This window comes from Microbacterium sp. BE35 (assembly GCF_031457705.1).
Taxonomy (GTDB): Bacteria; Actinomycetota; Actinomycetes; order Actinomycetales; family Microbacteriaceae; genus Microbacterium; species Microbacterium trichothecenolyticum.
In genome coordinates this window covers 69,689-86,349 of record NZ_JAVDXD010000002.1, presented here as the reverse complement: position 1 = coordinate 86,349, position 16,661 = coordinate 69,689, and the positions used below count along the sequence as shown (strand labels likewise).

The window sequence follows — 16,661 nt, the reverse complement described above, 5'->3', positions numbered from 1 at the left end:
GCTCGTGCAGGGGATGAGGGATGCCGCGGGCCGCGGCATCCGCGATCCCCGGGGTGTCAGCCGAACAGGTCGCGGAGACCCGGGAGCTCGAAGTTCGAGATCTGCTCGCCGATGCCGGTGACCGCCTCGCCGGCGCCCGCGAGCTGGTCGGACGCTCCGGCGACGAGGTCGCCCGCGCCGCCGAAGTCGACACCGCTTGCGATCGCGTCGAGGTCGACACCGCCGGCGATCGTGTCGAAGTCGACGCCCAGCGTCGCCGCCTGCGCCAGGAGCGGGGCCGCGACGGTGCTCACCACAGCTGCTCCGGCGACGGCGCCGAGCACCCCTCCTGCACCCGCAAGTGCCGCGCCGCTCGCCATGCCGCCGGCGGCGGAGGCACCGCGCCCGCCGCGGCCGACCCGCGCGAGCAGGCCCGCCATCGCCCCGGGCCGCACCGCCTCGGTGCGCGCCGCGGCGCGCGCGAGGTCGGGGGCCTCTGCGGAGCGCGGCTGCTCGGCCGAATGCAGCTCGGCGCGCATCCCGGCCTGCACCTGCGCCCGCTGCTCGGGCGTCAGCCGCGCGAAGGCCTCCCGGTGGATGGCCTCGACCTGGTGAGGGTCGGATGTCTGCAGCAGGTACTCGTAGCGGGCGATCGCCGCCCGGTCGGCGGCGGTCGCGGGCGCGTGCGGCGCACCGGCGGCGGGCGACGCCGGAGGCGGGGTGAGACCGATCGGCGTCGTCGGCGCGGAGGCGGCCGGAACCGGCGACGCGGCGCTCGCGGGCGGTGTCGCAACGGGTCGCTGATCACCGGTGACGGCTCCGGCGACATCGCGCACGATCGCGCGCCAGTCCGCGCCGGCGCCGGGCTTGGCGCCCGCGGAGCCGGAGGAGTCGAGGGCCTTGGCGGCGAGGCCGAACAGACGGTTGAGCGAGCTCATGGGGTTTCCTTCCGGATGGGAGACGTGGCGTGATGAAGAACGCCAAGGTCTCCTCCGCCCCGAAAGGCCGGCAGCCCGGGATCCGGCGCTGGATCCGTAGTGACGAGCGTGCCGCTGGCGGGAGTACTCCCCTTGTGCGAACCAGCCTAAGGTCAGCTCGCGGCCTTACCGGCCGTCAGCGATCCCGCCGCCGGCACTCCCAGCTGATTGATCGATTCGCCTACAGCCGGCCGACCGTCTCGATGTCCTCCAGGAAGTCGGCGGCGACCCGCGCCGACACTGTGGCACGCGTTCCGGCGATCGCGGCCGTGTAGTCGTCCATGAACGGACCCGCGGGTTCGTCGGCGCCCGAGTCCACGGCGTTCTCGAGCGCGGACTGCGATGCCTTGCGAGCGGCGAACTCGATGTCGGCAGGCGAGAAGCCGTCGGTCATGGCGACCAGCTCCGGCACGTCGATCCCGACGGCGGCCTCCGGGATGTACCGGCGCCAGATCGCATCGCGCGCCTGCTCGTCGGGAAGGCCGATCGGGATCACGTAGTCGAAGCGGCCGTGGCGGAGGAACGCGGCATCCAATGACCTGATGAAATTCGTCGCGCAGATCAGGAGGCGTCCGGGCTGCTCGCGGAAGGCGGGGATGATCTTGAGCAGCTCGTTCGTGACGCCCTGTGTGGGCGACGGCGGCTCACCCTGGCGGTGCGAGGCGATCTCCTCGACCTCGTCGATGAAGACCACCGCGTGCTCGAGTTCGGCGATGGTGGCGAAGGTCTCGCGCAGTGCGCCGGCGAGTCCACCCGGGTGCGAGGCCAGGCGGGACGGGAACACCTCGACGAACGACCACTCCAGGCGCGAGGCGATCGCCTTGGCGAACGTCGTCTTGCCGGTGCCGGGCGGACCGAACAGCACGATCGCCCGCGGTGGCACGACCCCGAAGCGCTCGGCGAGCTCGGACTGCGCCAGCGGAAGGACGACTCGCCGCTCGAGCAGCTCCTTCTCGGTGTTCATCCCGCCCACGGCGTCCCAGAGTCCGCGCGGCAGTACGCGTCCGCCGAGCTCGGCGAGACGCTTGAGCTCCTCCCGCTGCACCGGGATGTGCCGCTCGAAGTAGTGGAGGTCCTGCTTGAGCGCGAACCCCTGGTGCAGGAATGCGCCCATCTTGGTCTCAGCTGCCGGCATGAGTGCGGAGAGCTTGGAGATGCCCTGCGGCGCCATGCGCGCCTCGAGCGCGGCGAGGAGCGACGAGCCGATGCCCATGCCGCGCACATGCGACGCGGTGGCGAGGAAGACGACCCAGCCCTGCGCGTGCGCGGCACGGCCGATCGCGGCACCGACGATCTGCTCGCCGACGACGGCGACCACCGCGTGGTCCTTCGCGCACGACGCCAGCACTTCGGAGAGGCTGTAGACCGGCTCGACACCCTCCGCGGTGACCTGCTCCCAGAGCCGCAGGATGCCGTCGACGTCGTCGGCGTGATAGTCGCGGATGCGCCAGCCTGCCATGCCCGGACTCCCTTCGGTGCGAGGTGGGTCGCCTCAGGCTACCCACGGGGGAAGGCTCGGACAGTCGTATTAAGTGCGCCCGGCCGGACGGACTGTCGGGCGCCGGCCGGACGGATCTCAGGCCGCGGGGACGAGGATGTCGCGCACCAGCGCGTCGAGCTGCGCATCGGCGTCGAGGAACTGGCGCAGCGTGTTGCGGGCGGCGCCGAAGTCGGCGAACTCGTCGGGACGCATGCCGTCGACGTCGTGGGCGCGGCGGAACTCGCTGAGAGAGGTGAGCTCGTCGAGGATCTCCGCCGGCACGGGTTCGGAGATGCGATCCTCGGCGGGGATGCCGTTCGCGTCGATGCGATGCTGCCAGTCGAAGGGGGGCGAGACCACGAGGTCTCCCCCGACGAGCTCCGACCACTGCAGATGGTTGCGGAACGCCGCCGACAGGATGCGGCTGCGGAAGCCGCGCTCCCGGAACACCGCGTGCGCCTTCTTGAGCGCAGCGACGCCGGCCCAGTCGAGCGAGCCCGGCGTCGTGAGGATGCGGTTCTTCGCCGTCCACGCCTTGAGCCAGTCGTCGAGGCGCCCGCCCATGATCGTCACGACGTGGCCGAACTCCCGCTCGGGCAGCCCGGCCTCCCCGCGGCGGTCCAGTGCACGCTCGAGCGCCTCGCCGACGGCGACAGCCTGCGGCACGGTGAAGCTCAGCGTCGCGTTGATGCTGACGCCCCGGAATGCGGCCTCCTCCATCGCAGCGATGCCTGTCGCGGTCGCCGGGATCTTGACGATGATGTTCTCGGCCAGCTGCGAGAACTCGACGGCCTGCGCGACGAGCGCGTCGACGTCGCGGTGCAGGCGGGGATCGGTCTGGATCGACAGGCGGCCGTCACGACCGCCGCTCGCGGCGAACGCCGGCTCGAGCTGGCGTGCGGCCTCGATCGAGAGCTCCCTGACGGCTTGCCAGCCGAGCTCGGACTCGCCCCAGGTCGGGTGCTCGGCCGCGAGCTCCTGGAGGCGCGGCGTCCAGACGTCGGGGTGATTGCGGATCGCCGTCAGCGCGATCACCGGGTTGCATGTGGCTCCGACCGCGCCGAGCGCGATCGAGCGGCGGAGCTCCTCGGGGTCGGCCGAGTCGTTCCACAGCACGGTCGGGAACCGCTCGGCAGCCTGCGCGAAGGGGCGGGCCGGGGCATCCGTCACCAGAGTCATCGTCGCGCTCCTCAGACCCGGACGGCCGCGGGCTTGGCTGCCGGCACGGCGAGTTCGCCCGTCATGTACTGGGCACGGCCGAAGCCGAACGACCAGTCCTGCGGGCCGTTCTCGACGTAGCCGATGAAGACGTCCTCACCGTCGACACCCACCGCGGCCAAGCGCGTGGCGATCTCGGCGTACAGTTCCTGCTTCGTCTCGTCGGTGCGACCGCGCTGCGTGAAGATCTGGATGATCACGGGGTCGGTCCGGTCGAAGCCGAGGCCGGCGTCCTCGGCGACGATCGTGGCGCCCGGGCGGGCGGTGATCACCTGGAAGCGGTCGCGGACCGGGATGCCGTAGACCGCGACGATCGCGTCGTGGATGGCGCCGGCGATCTCGGCCGAGTTGGTGCGGGCGTCGCTGTGGTCGATGCGAACGAGAGGCATGAGGTCTCCTTGAAAGGAATAACTTTGTCCTGACATTCTTACAATATTCTTGACCCGCTCGTCAATCTCGATCACGGCCTTGTACATCCCTCATCCTTATGACAGTATGTCCTGACAAATAGTCAGCCAGGCAGTGTCCGCCTACGATCGACTCACGCAAAGGAGCGTCCCCGTGTCGCATACCAGCTCCCCCTCCCGCACCGCCCGAGTCGGCGGTACCGCCGGCAAGGGCTTCCTCATCCGGCTGACGGTCATCTCGACCCTCGGCGGCCTGCTCTTCGGCTACGACACCGGCGTCATCTCCGGCGCATTGCTCTACATGCGCGACGACCTCGCCATGACGACGGCGCAGGAGGCCTGGGTCGTCAGCTCGCTGCTGTTCCCGGGCGCCGCGTTCGGTGCACTGCTCGGCGGCCGGATCGCAGACTGGCTCGGCCGCAAGAACAGCCTCATCGTCTGCGCCGTCATCTTCCTCGTCGGCGCTCTGGGCTGCGCCCTGGCGCCCAACGTCGCACTGATGGTCGCCGCGCGCATCATCCTCGGCTTCGGGGTGGGGGCGGCGGCCGTCGCGTGCCCGCTCTACCTCGCCGAGATGGCGCCCGCTGAGCGGCGCGGCCGCATGGTCACCATCAACGAGCTCATGATCGTGACCGGCCAGATGCTGGCCTTCGCGATCAACGCCCTGCTGGCCGTCACGATCGAGGACGCGCACGTCTGGCGCATCATGCTCGGCGTCGCGGCGATCCCGGCCGTCGTCCTGCTCATCGGCATGTTCCTGCTGCCCGAGTCACCGCGATGGTTCGGTGCCCGCGGCCGCGTCGACGAGGCGCGTCAGGTGCTGACCCTCAGCCGCAGCCCCGAACAGGTCGAGGTCGAGGTCGCCGACATCGTCGCGACGGCCAAGGCCGAGGGCGACAGCCGCAAGCACGCGTGGCACGCGCTGCGCGACAACCGCTGGATGCGCCGCCTCCTCTACATCGGCTTCGGCCTCGCGGCCGTTCAGCAGGCCACCGGCATCAACACGGTCAACTACTACGCGCCCAGCATCCTGACCGCCTCCGGTCTCGGCGAGCAGGCCGCGCTCATCGCGACGATCGGCGTGGGCGTCACGAGCGTCGTCATGACGATCGTCGGCATCTGGCTCCTCGGGTTCGTTCCCCGCCGCGTCATGCTGATGATCGGCTTCGGCGGCGTGGTCGGTTCGCAACTGCTCCTCGCGTTCCTTTTCACGCTTCCCGAGTCGGATGCCACGAGCTACACGATCCTCGCGGGAATGATGCTCTTCGTCGCCTTCGTGCAGGCGTTCATCGGCACCGGCGTGTGGCTGATGCTCAGCGAGATCTTCCCACTCGCGATCCGCGGCCTCGCGATGGGCCTGGCCGTGTTCGTGCTGTGGACCGTGAACGCCTTCATCTCGTTCGTCTTCCCGCAGATCGTCGAGGCGATCGGCTCCACCCCGACCTTCCTGGTCTTCGCCGCGATCAACGCCCTCTCGTTCTTCTTCGTGTGGCGCGCCGTCCCCGAGACCAAGGGCCGTTCGCTCGAGCGCCTCGAGGAGGACTTCCGCACCCAGGCGATCCGCACCGTCCCCCGGCGCGAGCGACTCGGCGCCTGACCCGCTCCACGACGACGGCGCCTCGCGACACCGCGGGCGCCGTCGCCAGGTCCAGCCCGTCACACACGTGCACCATGCCGATGACCTCCCGCGGCAGCGCGGCGACCTCCTCGAGGGTGTCGCCCGTCGTCCAGAAGTGCCAGAAGTCGACGCACATCGTGACGTTGTCGCGGCCGGCCTCTTCGATGATCCGCAGACCCTGCGACAGCCGGTTGACGTTCGACCACGCCAGGGGCTCGAGGAAGAGCCCGACACCGTGGTCGGCAGCGATGTCGGCCGCGGCGCGCACGTTGCGAGCGACGGCGGAGAGGGCTTCGGCATCCGTGCTGCCGAGAGTGCCGCGATAGCGCGGGTCGTCGTCGGCGAGACGGCCGGCGCGGAAGTCCTTTACGACGTCCCAGCTCACCGGGCCGGTGCACACCTGCACGATCGGGGCGCCGAGCACGGCGGCGACGTGTGAGAGCCGCTCGATCTCGGCCAGGAAGTCATCGCGCCCCGATCCGTCGCGCTCGGCGTCGAGCACCGCGCCGACACCGGTGACCGTGAGTCCCTCGAGGTGCGGCAGCAGCGACTCGGGCGTGAACCCGGCGTCGAGGTAACGAGAGGGCTTCGGAGTCTGCAGTTCGATGCCGGAGAACCCGGCCTCCTTCGCGATGCGGATGTCGTTCACGATGTTGCCGTGGAACGTCGTCGCGACGTTCATCGAGAGCTTGAGCACGGGGCAGGGTCCTTTCAGGGAGAGACGACGAACACCGACGGCGCGAAGGCGTCGTCGGTGTTCGTCGCGTCGGAGGTTCAGCCGATGAGTTCGCGCAGGCGCTGCAGCTGGAAGCGAGAGACCTCGTCGGCGGCCTCGTCCTCGGCGAACACGTTCGAGACGATGAGGGCGTCGTCACGGTCGAGGTAGCCGATCTGCTTGAGCGTGCCGAACAGTTCCGCCCAGTCGACGTCGCCGTCGCCGATGCGCAGGTGCTGGTGGATGCGGGCCTCGTTGCCGGGCGGGTTCGAGATGTACCGCAGTCCGTGCGAGCGGCGGTGATCGAACGTGTCGGCCGTGTACACGGTGCCGAGGCGACCGCCGAGCTCGGGAAGCAGCGTGGCCGCGCGGTCGCCCATGTGGAACGTGTGCGAGGCGACGTACACGAAGCCGACGGCCTTCGAGTTGAGCCCGCGCAGCACGCGCCATGCCTCGAGCCCGTCCTCGACGAAGTCGTCGGGGTGCGGGTCGATGTTCAGCGTGATGCCCTCGCGCTCGATGATCGGGAGGAGTTCCTCCATCGACCGGTAGAACGCGTCCTCCGACTCCTCCGCACGCTCTGGACGGCCCGAGAACTCGGTGTTGATGACCGGCACGCCCAGTTCCACCGCGAGTTCGATGATGCGGCGGAAGTTGCGGACCGCGGCGAGGCGCAGCTGCTCCTCAGGCCACGAGATCCGCTGCACCGGCAGCAGCGACGGGATCGTGACGCCGGCGTCGGCGGCGCGCTTCTTCAGCGCGGCAACGAGCGCGTCATCCGCCTTCGGGTACCGGAAGAACGGCCCGAAGTCGGCGTGGGGTGTGAGTGACAGGTACTCGTAGCCCAGACGCGCGGCCACGTCGGGGAAGTCGAGCAGCGCGTAGTCGTGATGGAACGGCGTGGGGTCGATCGCGATGCGAACCATGGTGTCTCCTGAGGCGTGGCGAGGGGTCAGGCGTAGAAGGCGGGACGTTCCGGCGACTCGACCGGGATGATCCCGCCGTCGAGCGCCCTGACACCGGCCTCGCACGCGAGGGCGACGAGGTAGCCGTCCCACGCGTTGGGGCCGTCGACGAGCGAGCCGCCACGGACAGCGTTCACCCAGCGCTGGATCTGCTCGTCGTACGCCGTCGCGAAGCGCGTGGTGAAGCTCACGTGGTCCGCGATGGTGAGGCGGCCGTCGCGCCACTGCTCCAGGCCAGAGGGCTGTCCGATGCGGGCGATGCCCCGCTCGAATACCGCCTCGGTGGCGACCTGGTAGCCGAACTGCACGCTGACGTTCATCTCGACGTCGACCAGCACGCCGTTCTCGAGCTCCATGAGCACGAGGATCGGCTCGCGCAGGTGCTCGGGGCTCAGCGAGTTGCGGCGCGGGTACTTCACCTCGACGCTCTTCACCGTGGAGCCGGCGAGCCAGGGCACGACGTCGAACTCGTGCACGACGGAGTCGGTGATGAGCATCGTCTGTGTGTACGAGTCGGGGACCGACGGGTTGCGGTGCACGGCGCGGAGCATGACGAGGTGGCCGTTGTCGCCGGAGGTGATGAGCTCGCGCAGCGCCGCGTACTCGGGGTCGAAGCGCCGCATGAAGCCGACCTGGATGTGCGGCTTGTCGAGCTTCTGCTCGAGCTCGAGGATCTCCCACGAGCTCGTCGAGTCGGGCGTGAGCGGCTTCTCGCAGAGGATCGGCAGGCGCGCCTTGAGCGCCGGCACCAGCACCGGGGCGTGGAACTGCCCCGGGACGGCGATGAGCACGGCGTCGACGGCGTCGGCCGCGATCGCGTCCTCGATGCGGGCGAACGTCTGTGCGCCGGGGGCGTTCGCAGCGGCAGCGGTGGCCCGGCCCTGGTCGGGCTCGACGACGGCCGAGACGACGGCGCCGGCGATGCGGTTCGTGATACGGGCGATGTGGTCGGCGCCCATGAGGCCGGCGCCGACGACGCCGATGCGGAGGTCGTTGCTCATGTCTGTCGTCTCCAGGGTCGATCAGTGGGTGCGGGCGAAGTGCGTGCAGCTGAAGATGTGCTCGCGCGTGCGCTTGGCGATGGGGAACGGGTAGTCGACGTCGCAGCCGTACATGTCCTGCTCGACGATTGCGAAGATGTCGGGGTCGATCGCAGCGACGGCCTCGATGATCGGGGCGAGGTCGGGCACGCCGTGCGGCGGCTCGATCATGATGCCCTGGGTGACGGCATCCGCGAACGGCACGTCGTTCTTCAGCACGTCGAACAGCAGTGACGTGTCGACCTGCTTGAGGTGCAGGTAGCCGATGCGGTCGGGGCGCTCCTGGATGAGCTTGACGTTGTCGCCGCCGTAGTACGCGAAGTGGCCGGTGTCCAGGCACAGGTTCGTGTAGCGCTCGTCGGTCTCGTCGAGGAAGCGGACAACCTCACGCGTGGTGCCCACGTGGCTGTCGGCGTGCGAGTGGAACTGCTGCTTGACGCCGAACTCCTCGAGCAGCGCCTTGCCGAGGCGGTCGTGACCAGCGGCGAGCTTCTTCCACTGCTCGTCGGTCAGGGTGCGCGACTCGAGCACCTCGCTCGTGGCGTCGCTGCGCCACAGGTCCGGGATCACGACGAGGTGCTCGGCACCGAGCTTCGACGCGAGACCGGCGACGGCGAGAGCCTGGTCCCACGCGCGCTGCCACTGGTCGTCGCCCTTGTGGAAGCCCGTGAACACTGTGCCGGCCGAGAGCTTGAGGCCGCGCGAGCCGAGCTCGTCCTCGAGCTGATGCGGATCAGTCGGCAGGTAGCCGTACGGGCCCAGCTCGATCCAGGTGTAGCCGGCGGCGACGACCTCGTCGAGGAAGCGCTGCCACGGCACCTGCTTCGGGTCGTCCGGGAACCAGACGCCCCACGAGTCGGGTGCGGTGCCGATGCGCAGGCCAGCGCCCTGGTGGACGACGACGTCGGAGTCGGCGGGGATGGTGTCAGTCATGTCAGTCTCCGTGAGAGAGGGGTTCGATCAGGCTTCGGCAGGCTCAGCCGAGGAGGGGCTTCTGGTTGGCCTGCTGCTCGAGGTAGTCCTCGCGCGCCTGCTGCGTGGATTCGAGGGTCGATACCTCGGGCACGGGCACGTCCCACCAGCCGGCGCCGTCGGGCGCGTAGATGAGCGGGTCGCTGTTGATGTGGATGAACGTGGACTTCTCGGATGCCTTGGCCTGTGCAACGGCCGCCTTGAGGTCGTCGATGGCCGAGGCGCCGGGCTCGATCTCGATGACGTCGAGGCCGTAGCTGCGCGCGTTCATCGCGAGGTCGACGGGGAGGATCTTCTCTCCCTGGAAGTTGCGTGCCTCGCCGTCGTACTCGCGGTACCAGGTGCCGAAGCGCTCCGAGCCGACCGTCTCCGACAGGTGCCCGATGGACGCGTAGCCGTGGTTCTGGATGAGCACGACGATCAGCTTGATGCCCTCGGCGACCGCCGTGACGAGCTCGGTGTTGAGCATCAGGTACGAGCCGTCGCCGACCATCACGATGACGTCGCGGTCGTCGCCGTCGGCGAGCAACCCGCGCTTGGCGCCGAGGCCCCCGGCGATCTCGTAGCCCATGCAGGAGAACGCGTACTCGACGTGATAGCCGAGCGGGTCGCGCACGCGCCACAGCTTGTGGAGGTCACCCGGAAGCGACCCCGCCGCCTGGACGATGACGTCCTCCGGGGCGCTGGTGGACTGCACGGCGCCGATGATCTCCGGCTGACCCGGGAGCGCGAGACCGGAGGGGACGAACGCGGCGTCGACCGCGGCATCCCATTCGGCCTTCTCACGGGCGATGCGCTCGGTGTATTCGCGGCTGATCTCGAAGCCCTCGAGCTCGATCGAGAGCTCCGTGAGCGCCTCGCGCGCGTCGGCGACGACGGGCAGCTGCGAGCCGTGCTTGTACGCGTCGAAGGAGGAGATGTTGATGTTGACGAACACCACGTCCGGGTTCTGGAACGCCGTCCGCGAGGCCGTCGTGAAGTCGCTGTAGCGGGTGCCGATGCCGATGATCACATCGGCTTCGGCCGCGAGGCGGTTGGCTGCCAGCGTGCCGGTCGCACCGACGCCGCCCAGGTTCTGCGGATGGTCCCAGGTCAACGCGCCGCCGCCGGCCTGCGACGTGCCGACCGGGATGCCGGTCGCCTCGACGAGCGCGCGGAGCTGGTCCTCGGCGCCGGAGTAGATGACTCCGCCGCCCGCGACGATGACCGGGTTCTTCGCGCCGCGGATGGCGGCGACGGCCCGAGCCAGCGGGCCGCGCTCGGGCAGCGGGCGGCGGATGTGCCACTCGCGGTCCTGCAGGAACTCGACGGGGACGTCGAGCGCCTCGGCCTGCACGTCTTCGGGGAGCGCGATGGTGACTGCGCCGGTCTCGGCGGGGTCGGTGAGCACGCGCATCGCGGCCAGCGCGATCGAGTACAGCTGCTCGGGGCGCTGCACCCGGTCGAAGAACTTCGACAGCGGGCGGAACGCGTCGTTGACGGTGAGGCCGATGTCCCAGGGCTGCTCGAGCTGCTGCAGCACCGGGTCGGCGACGCGCGTCGCGAACGTGTCGCTCGGCAGCAGCAGCGCCGGCAGGCGATTGGTCGTGGCGAGGGCCGCGGCGGTGAGCATATTCGCGGCGCCGGGGCCGACCGACGCGGCCGACGCGTAGGTGCCACGGCGGCGGTGCATGCGCGCGTAGCCGACGGCCTGGTGCACCATCGCCTGCTCGTTGCGCGCCTGGTAGTACGGCATCAGGTCGGGATTCTCGACGTTGAACTGCTTCAGCGCCTGCCCGATCCCGGCCACGTTCCCATGACCGAAGATGCCGAACATGCCGGGGACCGTCCGCTCGCGGATGTCGCCGTCCACGGTCCACTGGTGCGCCAGGAACTCCACGAGCGCCTGGCTGACCGTCATCCGTCTCGTCGCACCCATCAGCGGTCGCCTTCCTTGTCGTTCGTGTACGGCAGGCGCTCGTCGAAGCTCTGCCCGGTCCAGGTGTCGCGCACCCAGGCGTGCGCAGGGTCGTCGCTGATCAGCCACTCCCGCTCGGGGTCGGGGCCGGCCATGACGTTGAGGTAGTACAGGTCGTACCCGGGCGCGGCCACGGCCGGACCGTGATAGCCGAAGGGCACGAGCGCGATGTCGCCCGAGTGCACCATCGCGTTGATGTCGATCTCGCCCGCCGGAGACGAGTACGTGCTGAACATGCCGAACGAGGTCTCGGCCGCGGCATCCGATCCCACGATCGGCGCGGTCTCGAAGTAGTAGATCTCCTCGAGACGCGACTCGTGGCCGGGAACGTGCTCGTCGTGCTTGTGCGGCGGGTATGACGACCAGTTCTCGGCCGGCGTGATGACCTCGCACACGATCAGGCGGGCGGCGTCGAGCGTCTGCGGGGTGCCGAAGTTGTGCACCTGACGGCTGGAGCGGCCCGCTCCTCGCAACTCGATCGGGGTGTCCGCTGCGGGGATGTACTGCCACTCGCGCGCCTCGGTCGTCGGCGCCTCGGTGACCGCGACGCGGCCACGGCCGCGGATCTCGGCCGTCGAACCCGCCGGGAGGTACAGCACGTCGGTCGGTCCGTCGAACACCGACGCACGGCCGTGCAGGCGGGTCTCCCACTCGCCGGGAAAGTGCCGGTGCACGACGTGGAACGAACCCGCCAGCGGAACGAGGATGCGCTCCACACCACGGTCGTCGAGGGTCAGGTGGTCGGCGTCGGTGAGATCCGCCACGCGGATGCCGGTGTGGGCCCACCCAGGGGTGGTGGCGTCCACGACGCTCTCCCACCCGTCACGGGCGAGTTCGCCTCGGCGGCGGAACCAGCGCTGGTCCGAAGTGCTCATGTCGCGCTCTCGTAGGTCGATTGTGGAGGAAGGATGCCGCGGCCGCGAGTCCCCCCGGATTCGCGGCCGACAGGTCTGAGGTCAGTTGTTCTGGGGGAAGCCGAGGTTGATGCCGCGGGCTTCTGAAAGGCTGCGCGTGGCGGGGTCGAGCCAGCGGCTGGTGATGGCCTTCTCGCGGGTGAAGAAGTCGAACCCGTGGACGCCGTACGCCTTGGCGTCGCCGAACAGCGACTTCTTCCAGCCGCCGAAGGAGTGGTAGGCGACGGGGACGGGGATGGGCACGTTGATGCCGATCATGCCGACCTCGACCTCGTTCTGGAACCGGCGGGCGGCGCCGCCGTCGTTGGTGAAGATCGCGGTGCCGTTGCCGAACTCGCCGGAGTTGATCAGCTCCAGTCCCTCCTCGTAGCTGCTCACCCGGACGATGGAGAGGACGGGTCCGAAGATCTCCTCCTGATACGCGCGGCTGGTGGTGGGGATGTCGTCGATCAGGGTGGGGCCGAAGAAGAACCCGTCCTCAAGCCCGGCCACCTGGAAGCCACGGCCGTCGACCACGATCTTCGCGCCGTCCGCCTCGGCGATGTCGACATAGGAGGAGACCTTGTCGCGGTGGATGCCGGTGATCAGCGGGCCCATGTCGGGCTCGACCCCGTCCACCCCGGCACCGTTGCCGATGCGGAGCTTGGCGATGCGGTCTTGGATCTTCGCGATCAGGTCGTCGGCGACGGGTTCGACGGCGAGGACCACACTGATGGCCATGCAGCGTTCCCCGGCGGCACCGTACCCGGCGTTGACAGCCTGGTCGGCGACCAGGTCCAGGTCCGCGTCGGGAAGGACGAGCATGTGGTTCTTCGCGCCGCCGAGCGCCTGCACCCGCTTGCCGTGTCTGCTGGCGGTCTCGTAGATGTACTGCGCGATCGGGGTGGACCCGACGAAGCTGATCGAGGCCACCTCCGGGGAGGTGAGCAGGCCGTCCACGGCGAGCTTGTCGCCCTGCAGCACCGTGAACACCCCGTCCGGGAGGCCGGCCTCCTTCCACAGCTCGGCAAGCCACAGTGCCGCGGACGGGTCCTTCTCACTGGGCTTGAGGACCACGGCGTTGCCCGCGGCGATCGCGATCGGGAAGAACCACATCGGCACCATCGCCGGGAAGTTGAACGGCGAGATGATCCCGACCACCCCCAGCGGCTGCTTCAACGAGTACACGTCGATCCCGGTCGACGCGTTCTCACTGAACGCGCCCTTGATCAGGTGCGGGAACCCGGTCGCGAGCTCCACGACCTCCTGGCCGCGCAGGATCTCCCCCATCGCGTCCGAGAGCACCTTGCCGTGCTCCGCGGTGATGATCTCCGCCAACTCCCGCTTCCGGGCGTTCAGCAACTCCCGGAACGCGAACAGCACGCTCTGCCGCCTCGCGATCGAGTACCCCTTCCACACCTGGTAGCCCGCTTTGGCGGACGCGATCGCCTCGTCGATCTCGGTCTGGTCGGCGAGGGCGACCTCGGCCTGCACGGCGCCGGTGGCCGGGTTGTAGACAGGGGCGGTCCGCCCGCTCTGCGACGGGCGCGCGGCACCGTCGATCCAGTGCGAGATCACGCGGACGTCGGCGTCGACGCCGGTCTGCGCAGAAATGGTGTCAGTGATGCTCATGGCAGTTCCTTCGTGAGTGTCAGAGGTCGGTGTGGACGAGGCCCGCCGCGATGTCCACGGCAGCAGCGACATCGTCGTCGGGCGGGTAGAGGAGAGTGCGACCCACGGTGAGCCCGCGGACCCCGGGAAGCGACAGCGCGTCCTCCCACGCGGCGAAGGTCTCGTCGGGGTCGACGCCGGCATCGCCGCCGAGCAGCAGCGTCGGCATTGTGGTGGCGGCCATCACCCGTTCCATGTCGTCGACGACGGGCAGCTTCATCCAGGTGTAGGCGCTCGAGGCGCCGAGACCGGAGGCGATCGCGATCGACAGGATGACGGCATCCGTCGACAGGTCGTTGACGATGCGGCCGTCGACGCGGTTGCTGAGGAACGGCTCGAGCATGATCGGCAGTCCCGCGGCGGAGGCCTGGGTGACCGCATCGGTCATCGCGGTCAGGGTCGCGACGGTGCCGGGGTCGTCGAGGTCGACCCGCACGAGGGTCTTCGCGAAGTCGATGCCGGACGCGAGCATGGTGGGCACGTCGTAGGCGGTCATGCGGTCGTCCATCTCGAAGCACGCGCCGCGGAGACCGCCGCGATTCATGGACCCGACGATGATCTTGTCGTCGAGCAGGCCGAGCGCGGCGAGGTCGTCGATGATGTCGGGCGTTCCGAGCACCCCGTCGACCCCCGGACGGCTGAGGGCCGTCGCCAGGCGGTCGAGCAGCTCGTACCGGTCGGCCATCGCGATCGGGTTGGTCCCGACCCCGAGAGCGCCGCGGGCGGGGTGGTCGGCGGCCACAATGAAGAGGCGCCCGTCGCCGCGGAGCACCTCGCGTCGGCGGCGGTCCGCGAGCGCCGCGCCGATGATGGCCGGCTGAGTGGCACGGATGTCGCGGAGGCGCGCGAAGTCGTCCGCGGTGAGGAACTGCGTCATCGGGAGACTCCCGTCTCGAGGATCGCGGCAACCTCGGCTTCGGTGGGCATCGCGGTCGAGCACTCCAGGCGCGACGCGACGATCGCACCGGCGACGTTCGCGAAGCGGAGGATGCGCTCGAGGTCCCACCCGGCGAGGAGCCCGTGGCACAGGGCGCCGCCGAAGGCGTCACCCGCGCCGAGTCCGTTCACCACGTCGACCCAGTACGGCGGCACGACGACCGACTCGTCACGGGTTTTGGCGAGCACGCCCTTCGGCCCCTGCTTCACGATCGCGAGCTCGACACCGCGTTCGAGGAGCGCGTCTGCGGCGCGATAGGGCTCGGTCTCGCCCACGGCGACCTCGCACTCCTCGCGATTGCCGACGGCGACCGTGGCGTGTTCGAGCGCGCGCGCCACCTGAACACCCGCCTCGGCCGGGTCCGCCCAGAACATCGGACGGTAATCGAGATCGAAGATCGTGTGACCCGCCGCGCGGGCCTGCAGCGCGGCGTGATGGGCCGCCCGGCTGGGCTCCTGGCTGAGACCGGTCGCCGTGAACCAGAAGATGCGCGCCGAACGTACGGCCGCCAGGTCGAGGTCGCCGGGCGCCACGTCGAGATCGGGCGCCTTCGGCTCGCGGTAGAAGTACAGCGGGAAGTCGTCGGGCGGAAAGATCTCGCAGAACGTCACGGGAGTCTTCAGCGTCGGGTTCACGCCCACATAACGGTTGTCTACGCCCAGGCGCTCCAGCTCCGCGAGCAGGTAGCGACCGAACGGGTCGTCGCCGACGCCGGCGATCAGCGCGACGCGGCGGCCGTGCCGCGCGGCGGCGACGCTGACGTTCGCTGCGCTACCGCCGAGGAACTTGCCGAACGTCTGCACCTCTTCGAGCCCGACTCCGGACTGGAGCGGATAGATGTCGACGCCTAGACGCCCGAAAGCCAGGACATCGAGGGGAGAAGTGTTCTCGGTCATACTCCGCTGTACAACTCTCTGCGCGTCTCGTGGGCTGCGCATCGGTGGATCATTTGTCCTGACAATAGCACAAGCTCGGGTCTGTGCAACACTCGCCAAGCGTGTCGTCGGCTGACAAAGTTCGATCGATGTACCATTGTCGGGACATTATGCTGTCGGGACTTGGAGCGATTGATGGCAGACGACGTGGTCAGGATCGACGATCTGCTCGCAGGATTGGACCGCACCGGCCCCGTGCCGCTGTATTTCCAGGTGTCCACCGCCATCGAGCAGGCGATCCGATCCGGTGAGATTCCCCCCGGCGCACGGCTCGAGAACGAGATCGCGATCGGTCAGCGGGCAGGCCTTTCACGGCCCACGATCCGCCGCGCGATGGAGGAGCTCGTCGACAAGGGGCTCCTCGTGCGCCGCCGCGGCATCGGCACGCAGGTCGTGCAGGGACAGGTGACCCGCCAGGTCGAGCTCACGAGCCTCTACGAGGATCTCAAGAGCTCACAGCACGAGCCGGGCACCCTCGTGCTCGAGCACGACACCCGGCCGGCCGATCCCGCCACCGCCGAAGCGCTGCGGGTTCCAGTCGGCTCCGACATCGTCTACCTCCGCCGGCAGCGCTCCACCGACGGAGTGCCGGTCGCCGTGCTCACGAACTATCTCCCCATCGAGTTCGCCGACATCACCACCGAGCAGCTGCAGCAGAAGGGTCTCTACGAGATCATGCGCGCGCGGGGCGTCACCATCCGCGTCGCCAACCAGAAGATCGGCGCCCGCCGCGCCCATGGCGACGAGCCGGGACTGCTCGACATCGACAAGGGCGGCCCGGTCCTCACGATGGAGCGCGTCGCGTTCGACGCGTCCGGCCGCGCTGTCGAGTTCGGCCACCACTGCTATCGCCCCGACATGTACAGCTTTCAGACGACCCTCGTGGCGAAGTAGGCA

Annotated in this window: 14 protein-coding genes and 1 pseudogene; 2 read left to right on the top strand and 13 right to left on the bottom strand. The window is 69.4% G+C overall.

The window, feature by feature from the left end:
• Nucleotides 1-56: 56 nt before the first annotated feature.
• The 4 genes from J2Y46_RS06670 to J2Y46_RS06655 form a co-directional block, all read right to left on the bottom strand.
• On the bottom strand, nucleotides 57-917 hold the full coding sequence (locus J2Y46_RS06670) for a cation-transporting ATPase (protein WP_310241196.1): 861 nt from the start codon (nucleotides 915-917) through the stop codon (nucleotides 57-59).
• Nucleotides 918-1,137: 220 nt separating this feature from the next.
• Nucleotides 1,138-2,415, bottom strand: a complete 1,278-nt coding sequence (locus J2Y46_RS06665; protein WP_045301281.1) for an ATP-binding protein — start codon at nucleotides 2,413-2,415, stop codon at nucleotides 1,138-1,140.
• A 117-nt stretch (nucleotides 2,416-2,532) separates the two neighbouring features.
• A complete protein-coding gene (locus tag J2Y46_RS06660; protein WP_045301279.1) occupies nucleotides 2,533-3,615 on the bottom strand; it encodes a transaldolase family protein in 1,083 nt (360 codons plus the stop codon).
• An 11-nt stretch (nucleotides 3,616-3,626) separates the two neighbouring features.
• Nucleotides 3,627-4,043, bottom strand: coding sequence for a tautomerase family protein (locus tag J2Y46_RS06655; protein ID WP_045301277.1), 417 nt, complete (start codon nucleotides 4,041-4,043; stop codon nucleotides 3,627-3,629).
• Nucleotides 4,044-4,215: 172 nt separating this feature from the next.
• Between J2Y46_RS06655 and J2Y46_RS06650 the strand changes: the two genes are divergently transcribed.
• The gene (locus J2Y46_RS06650; protein ID WP_045301275.1) at nucleotides 4,216-5,658 is read left to right on the top strand and encodes a sugar porter family MFS transporter; all 1,443 of its coding nucleotides are present in this window, start codon (nucleotides 4,216-4,218) and stop codon (nucleotides 5,656-5,658) included.
• Nucleotides 5,659-5,773: 115 nt separating this feature from the next.
• Here J2Y46_RS06650 and J2Y46_RS06645 read toward each other — a convergent pair.
• The 9 genes and pseudogenes from J2Y46_RS06645 to iolC form a co-directional block, all read right to left on the bottom strand.
• Nucleotides 5,774-6,361 (bottom strand): annotated as a pseudogene (locus tag J2Y46_RS06645) (sugar phosphate isomerase/epimerase family protein); the annotation flags it as partial.
• A gap of 92 nt (nucleotides 6,362-6,453) precedes the next feature.
• Nucleotides 6,454-7,320 carry a sugar phosphate isomerase/epimerase gene (locus J2Y46_RS06640; RefSeq protein WP_045301273.1) on the bottom strand — a complete coding sequence of 289 codons (867 nt, stop codon included), beginning with the start codon at nucleotides 7,318-7,320 and terminating at the stop codon, nucleotides 6,454-6,456.
• Between the two features lie 26 nt (nucleotides 7,321-7,346).
• Entirely contained in the window at nucleotides 7,347-8,360 is a 1,014-nt protein-coding gene (locus J2Y46_RS06635; protein ID WP_310241192.1) for a Gfo/Idh/MocA family oxidoreductase, read from the bottom strand.
• A gap of 21 nt (nucleotides 8,361-8,381) precedes the next feature.
• The gene (locus tag J2Y46_RS06630) at nucleotides 8,382-9,332 is read right to left on the bottom strand and encodes a sugar phosphate isomerase/epimerase (protein WP_045301269.1); all 951 of its coding nucleotides are present in this window, start codon (nucleotides 9,330-9,332) and stop codon (nucleotides 8,382-8,384) included.
• Nucleotides 9,333-9,375: 43 nt separating this feature from the next.
• Nucleotides 9,376-11,289, bottom strand: a complete 1,914-nt coding sequence (gene iolD / locus J2Y46_RS06625) for a 3D-(3,5/4)-trihydroxycyclohexane-1,2-dione acylhydrolase (decyclizing) (RefSeq protein WP_310241191.1) — start codon at nucleotides 11,287-11,289, stop codon at nucleotides 9,376-9,378.
• On the bottom strand, nucleotides 11,289-12,203 hold the full coding sequence (iolB, locus tag J2Y46_RS06620; protein WP_045301265.1) for a 5-deoxy-glucuronate isomerase: 915 nt from the start codon (nucleotides 12,201-12,203) through the stop codon (nucleotides 11,289-11,291). The genes iolD and iolB overlap by 1 nt, the downstream gene beginning before the upstream one ends.
• Before the next feature lie 81 nt (nucleotides 12,204-12,284).
• Nucleotides 12,285-13,853, bottom strand: a complete 1,569-nt coding sequence (locus tag J2Y46_RS06615) for a CoA-acylating methylmalonate-semialdehyde dehydrogenase (RefSeq protein WP_310241188.1) — start codon at nucleotides 13,851-13,853, stop codon at nucleotides 12,285-12,287.
• Nucleotides 13,854-13,872: 19 nt separating this feature from the next.
• The gene (locus tag J2Y46_RS06610; RefSeq protein ID WP_045301261.1) at nucleotides 13,873-14,769 is read right to left on the bottom strand and encodes a class I fructose-bisphosphate aldolase; all 897 of its coding nucleotides are present in this window, start codon (nucleotides 14,767-14,769) and stop codon (nucleotides 13,873-13,875) included.
• Nucleotides 14,766-15,725, bottom strand: a complete 960-nt coding sequence (gene iolC, locus J2Y46_RS06605) for a 5-dehydro-2-deoxygluconokinase (protein WP_045301259.1) — start codon at nucleotides 15,723-15,725, stop codon at nucleotides 14,766-14,768. The genes J2Y46_RS06610 and iolC overlap by 4 nt, the downstream gene beginning before the upstream one ends.
• A 174-nt stretch (nucleotides 15,726-15,899) precedes the next feature.
• Between iolC and J2Y46_RS06600 the strand changes: the two genes are divergently transcribed.
• Nucleotides 15,900-16,658, top strand: a complete 759-nt coding sequence (locus tag J2Y46_RS06600; protein WP_045301257.1) for a GntR family transcriptional regulator — start codon at nucleotides 15,900-15,902, stop codon at nucleotides 16,656-16,658.
• The last annotated feature ends 3 nt before the right edge of the window (nucleotides 16,659-16,661 follow it).

Bases quoted from the DNA above. Each gene is read 5' to 3' on its own strand.
- J2Y46_RS06670 (WP_310241196.1), bottom strand. From the start codon at position 917: ATGAGCTCGCTCAACCGTCTGTTCGGCCTCGCCGCCAAGGCCCTCGAC.
- J2Y46_RS06665 (WP_045301281.1), bottom strand. From the start codon at position 2,415: ATGGCAGGCTGGCGCATCCGCGACTATCACGCCGACGACGTCGACGGC.
- J2Y46_RS06660 (WP_045301279.1), bottom strand. From the start codon at position 3,615: ATGACTCTGGTGACGGATGCCCCGGCCCGCCCCTTCGCGCAGGCTGCC.
- J2Y46_RS06655 (WP_045301277.1), bottom strand. From the start codon at position 4,043: ATGCCTCTCGTTCGCATCGACCACAGCGACGCCCGCACCAACTCGGCC.
- J2Y46_RS06640 (WP_045301273.1), bottom strand. From the start codon at position 7,320: ATGGTTCGCATCGCGATCGACCCCACGCCGTTCCATCACGACTACGCG.
- J2Y46_RS06635 (WP_310241192.1), bottom strand. From the start codon at position 8,360: ATGAGCAACGACCTCCGCATCGGCGTCGTCGGCGCCGGCCTCATGGGC.
- J2Y46_RS06630 (WP_045301269.1), bottom strand. From the start codon at position 9,332: ATGACTGACACCATCCCCGCCGACTCCGACGTCGTCGTCCACCAGGGC.
- iolD (WP_310241191.1), bottom strand. From the start codon at position 11,289: ATGGGTGCGACGAGACGGATGACGGTCAGCCAGGCGCTCGTGGAGTTC.
- iolB (WP_045301265.1), bottom strand. From the start codon at position 12,203: ATGAGCACTTCGGACCAGCGCTGGTTCCGCCGCCGAGGCGAACTCGCC.
- J2Y46_RS06615 (WP_310241188.1), bottom strand. From the start codon at position 13,853: ATGAGCATCACTGACACCATTTCTGCGCAGACCGGCGTCGACGCCGAC.
- J2Y46_RS06610 (WP_045301261.1), bottom strand. From the start codon at position 14,769: ATGACGCAGTTCCTCACCGCGGACGACTTCGCGCGCCTCCGCGACATC.
- iolC (WP_045301259.1), bottom strand. From the start codon at position 15,725: ATGACCGAGAACACTTCTCCCCTCGATGTCCTGGCTTTCGGGCGTCTA.
- J2Y46_RS06600 (WP_045301257.1), top strand. From the start codon at position 15,900: ATGGCAGACGACGTGGTCAGGATCGACGATCTGCTCGCAGGATTGGAC.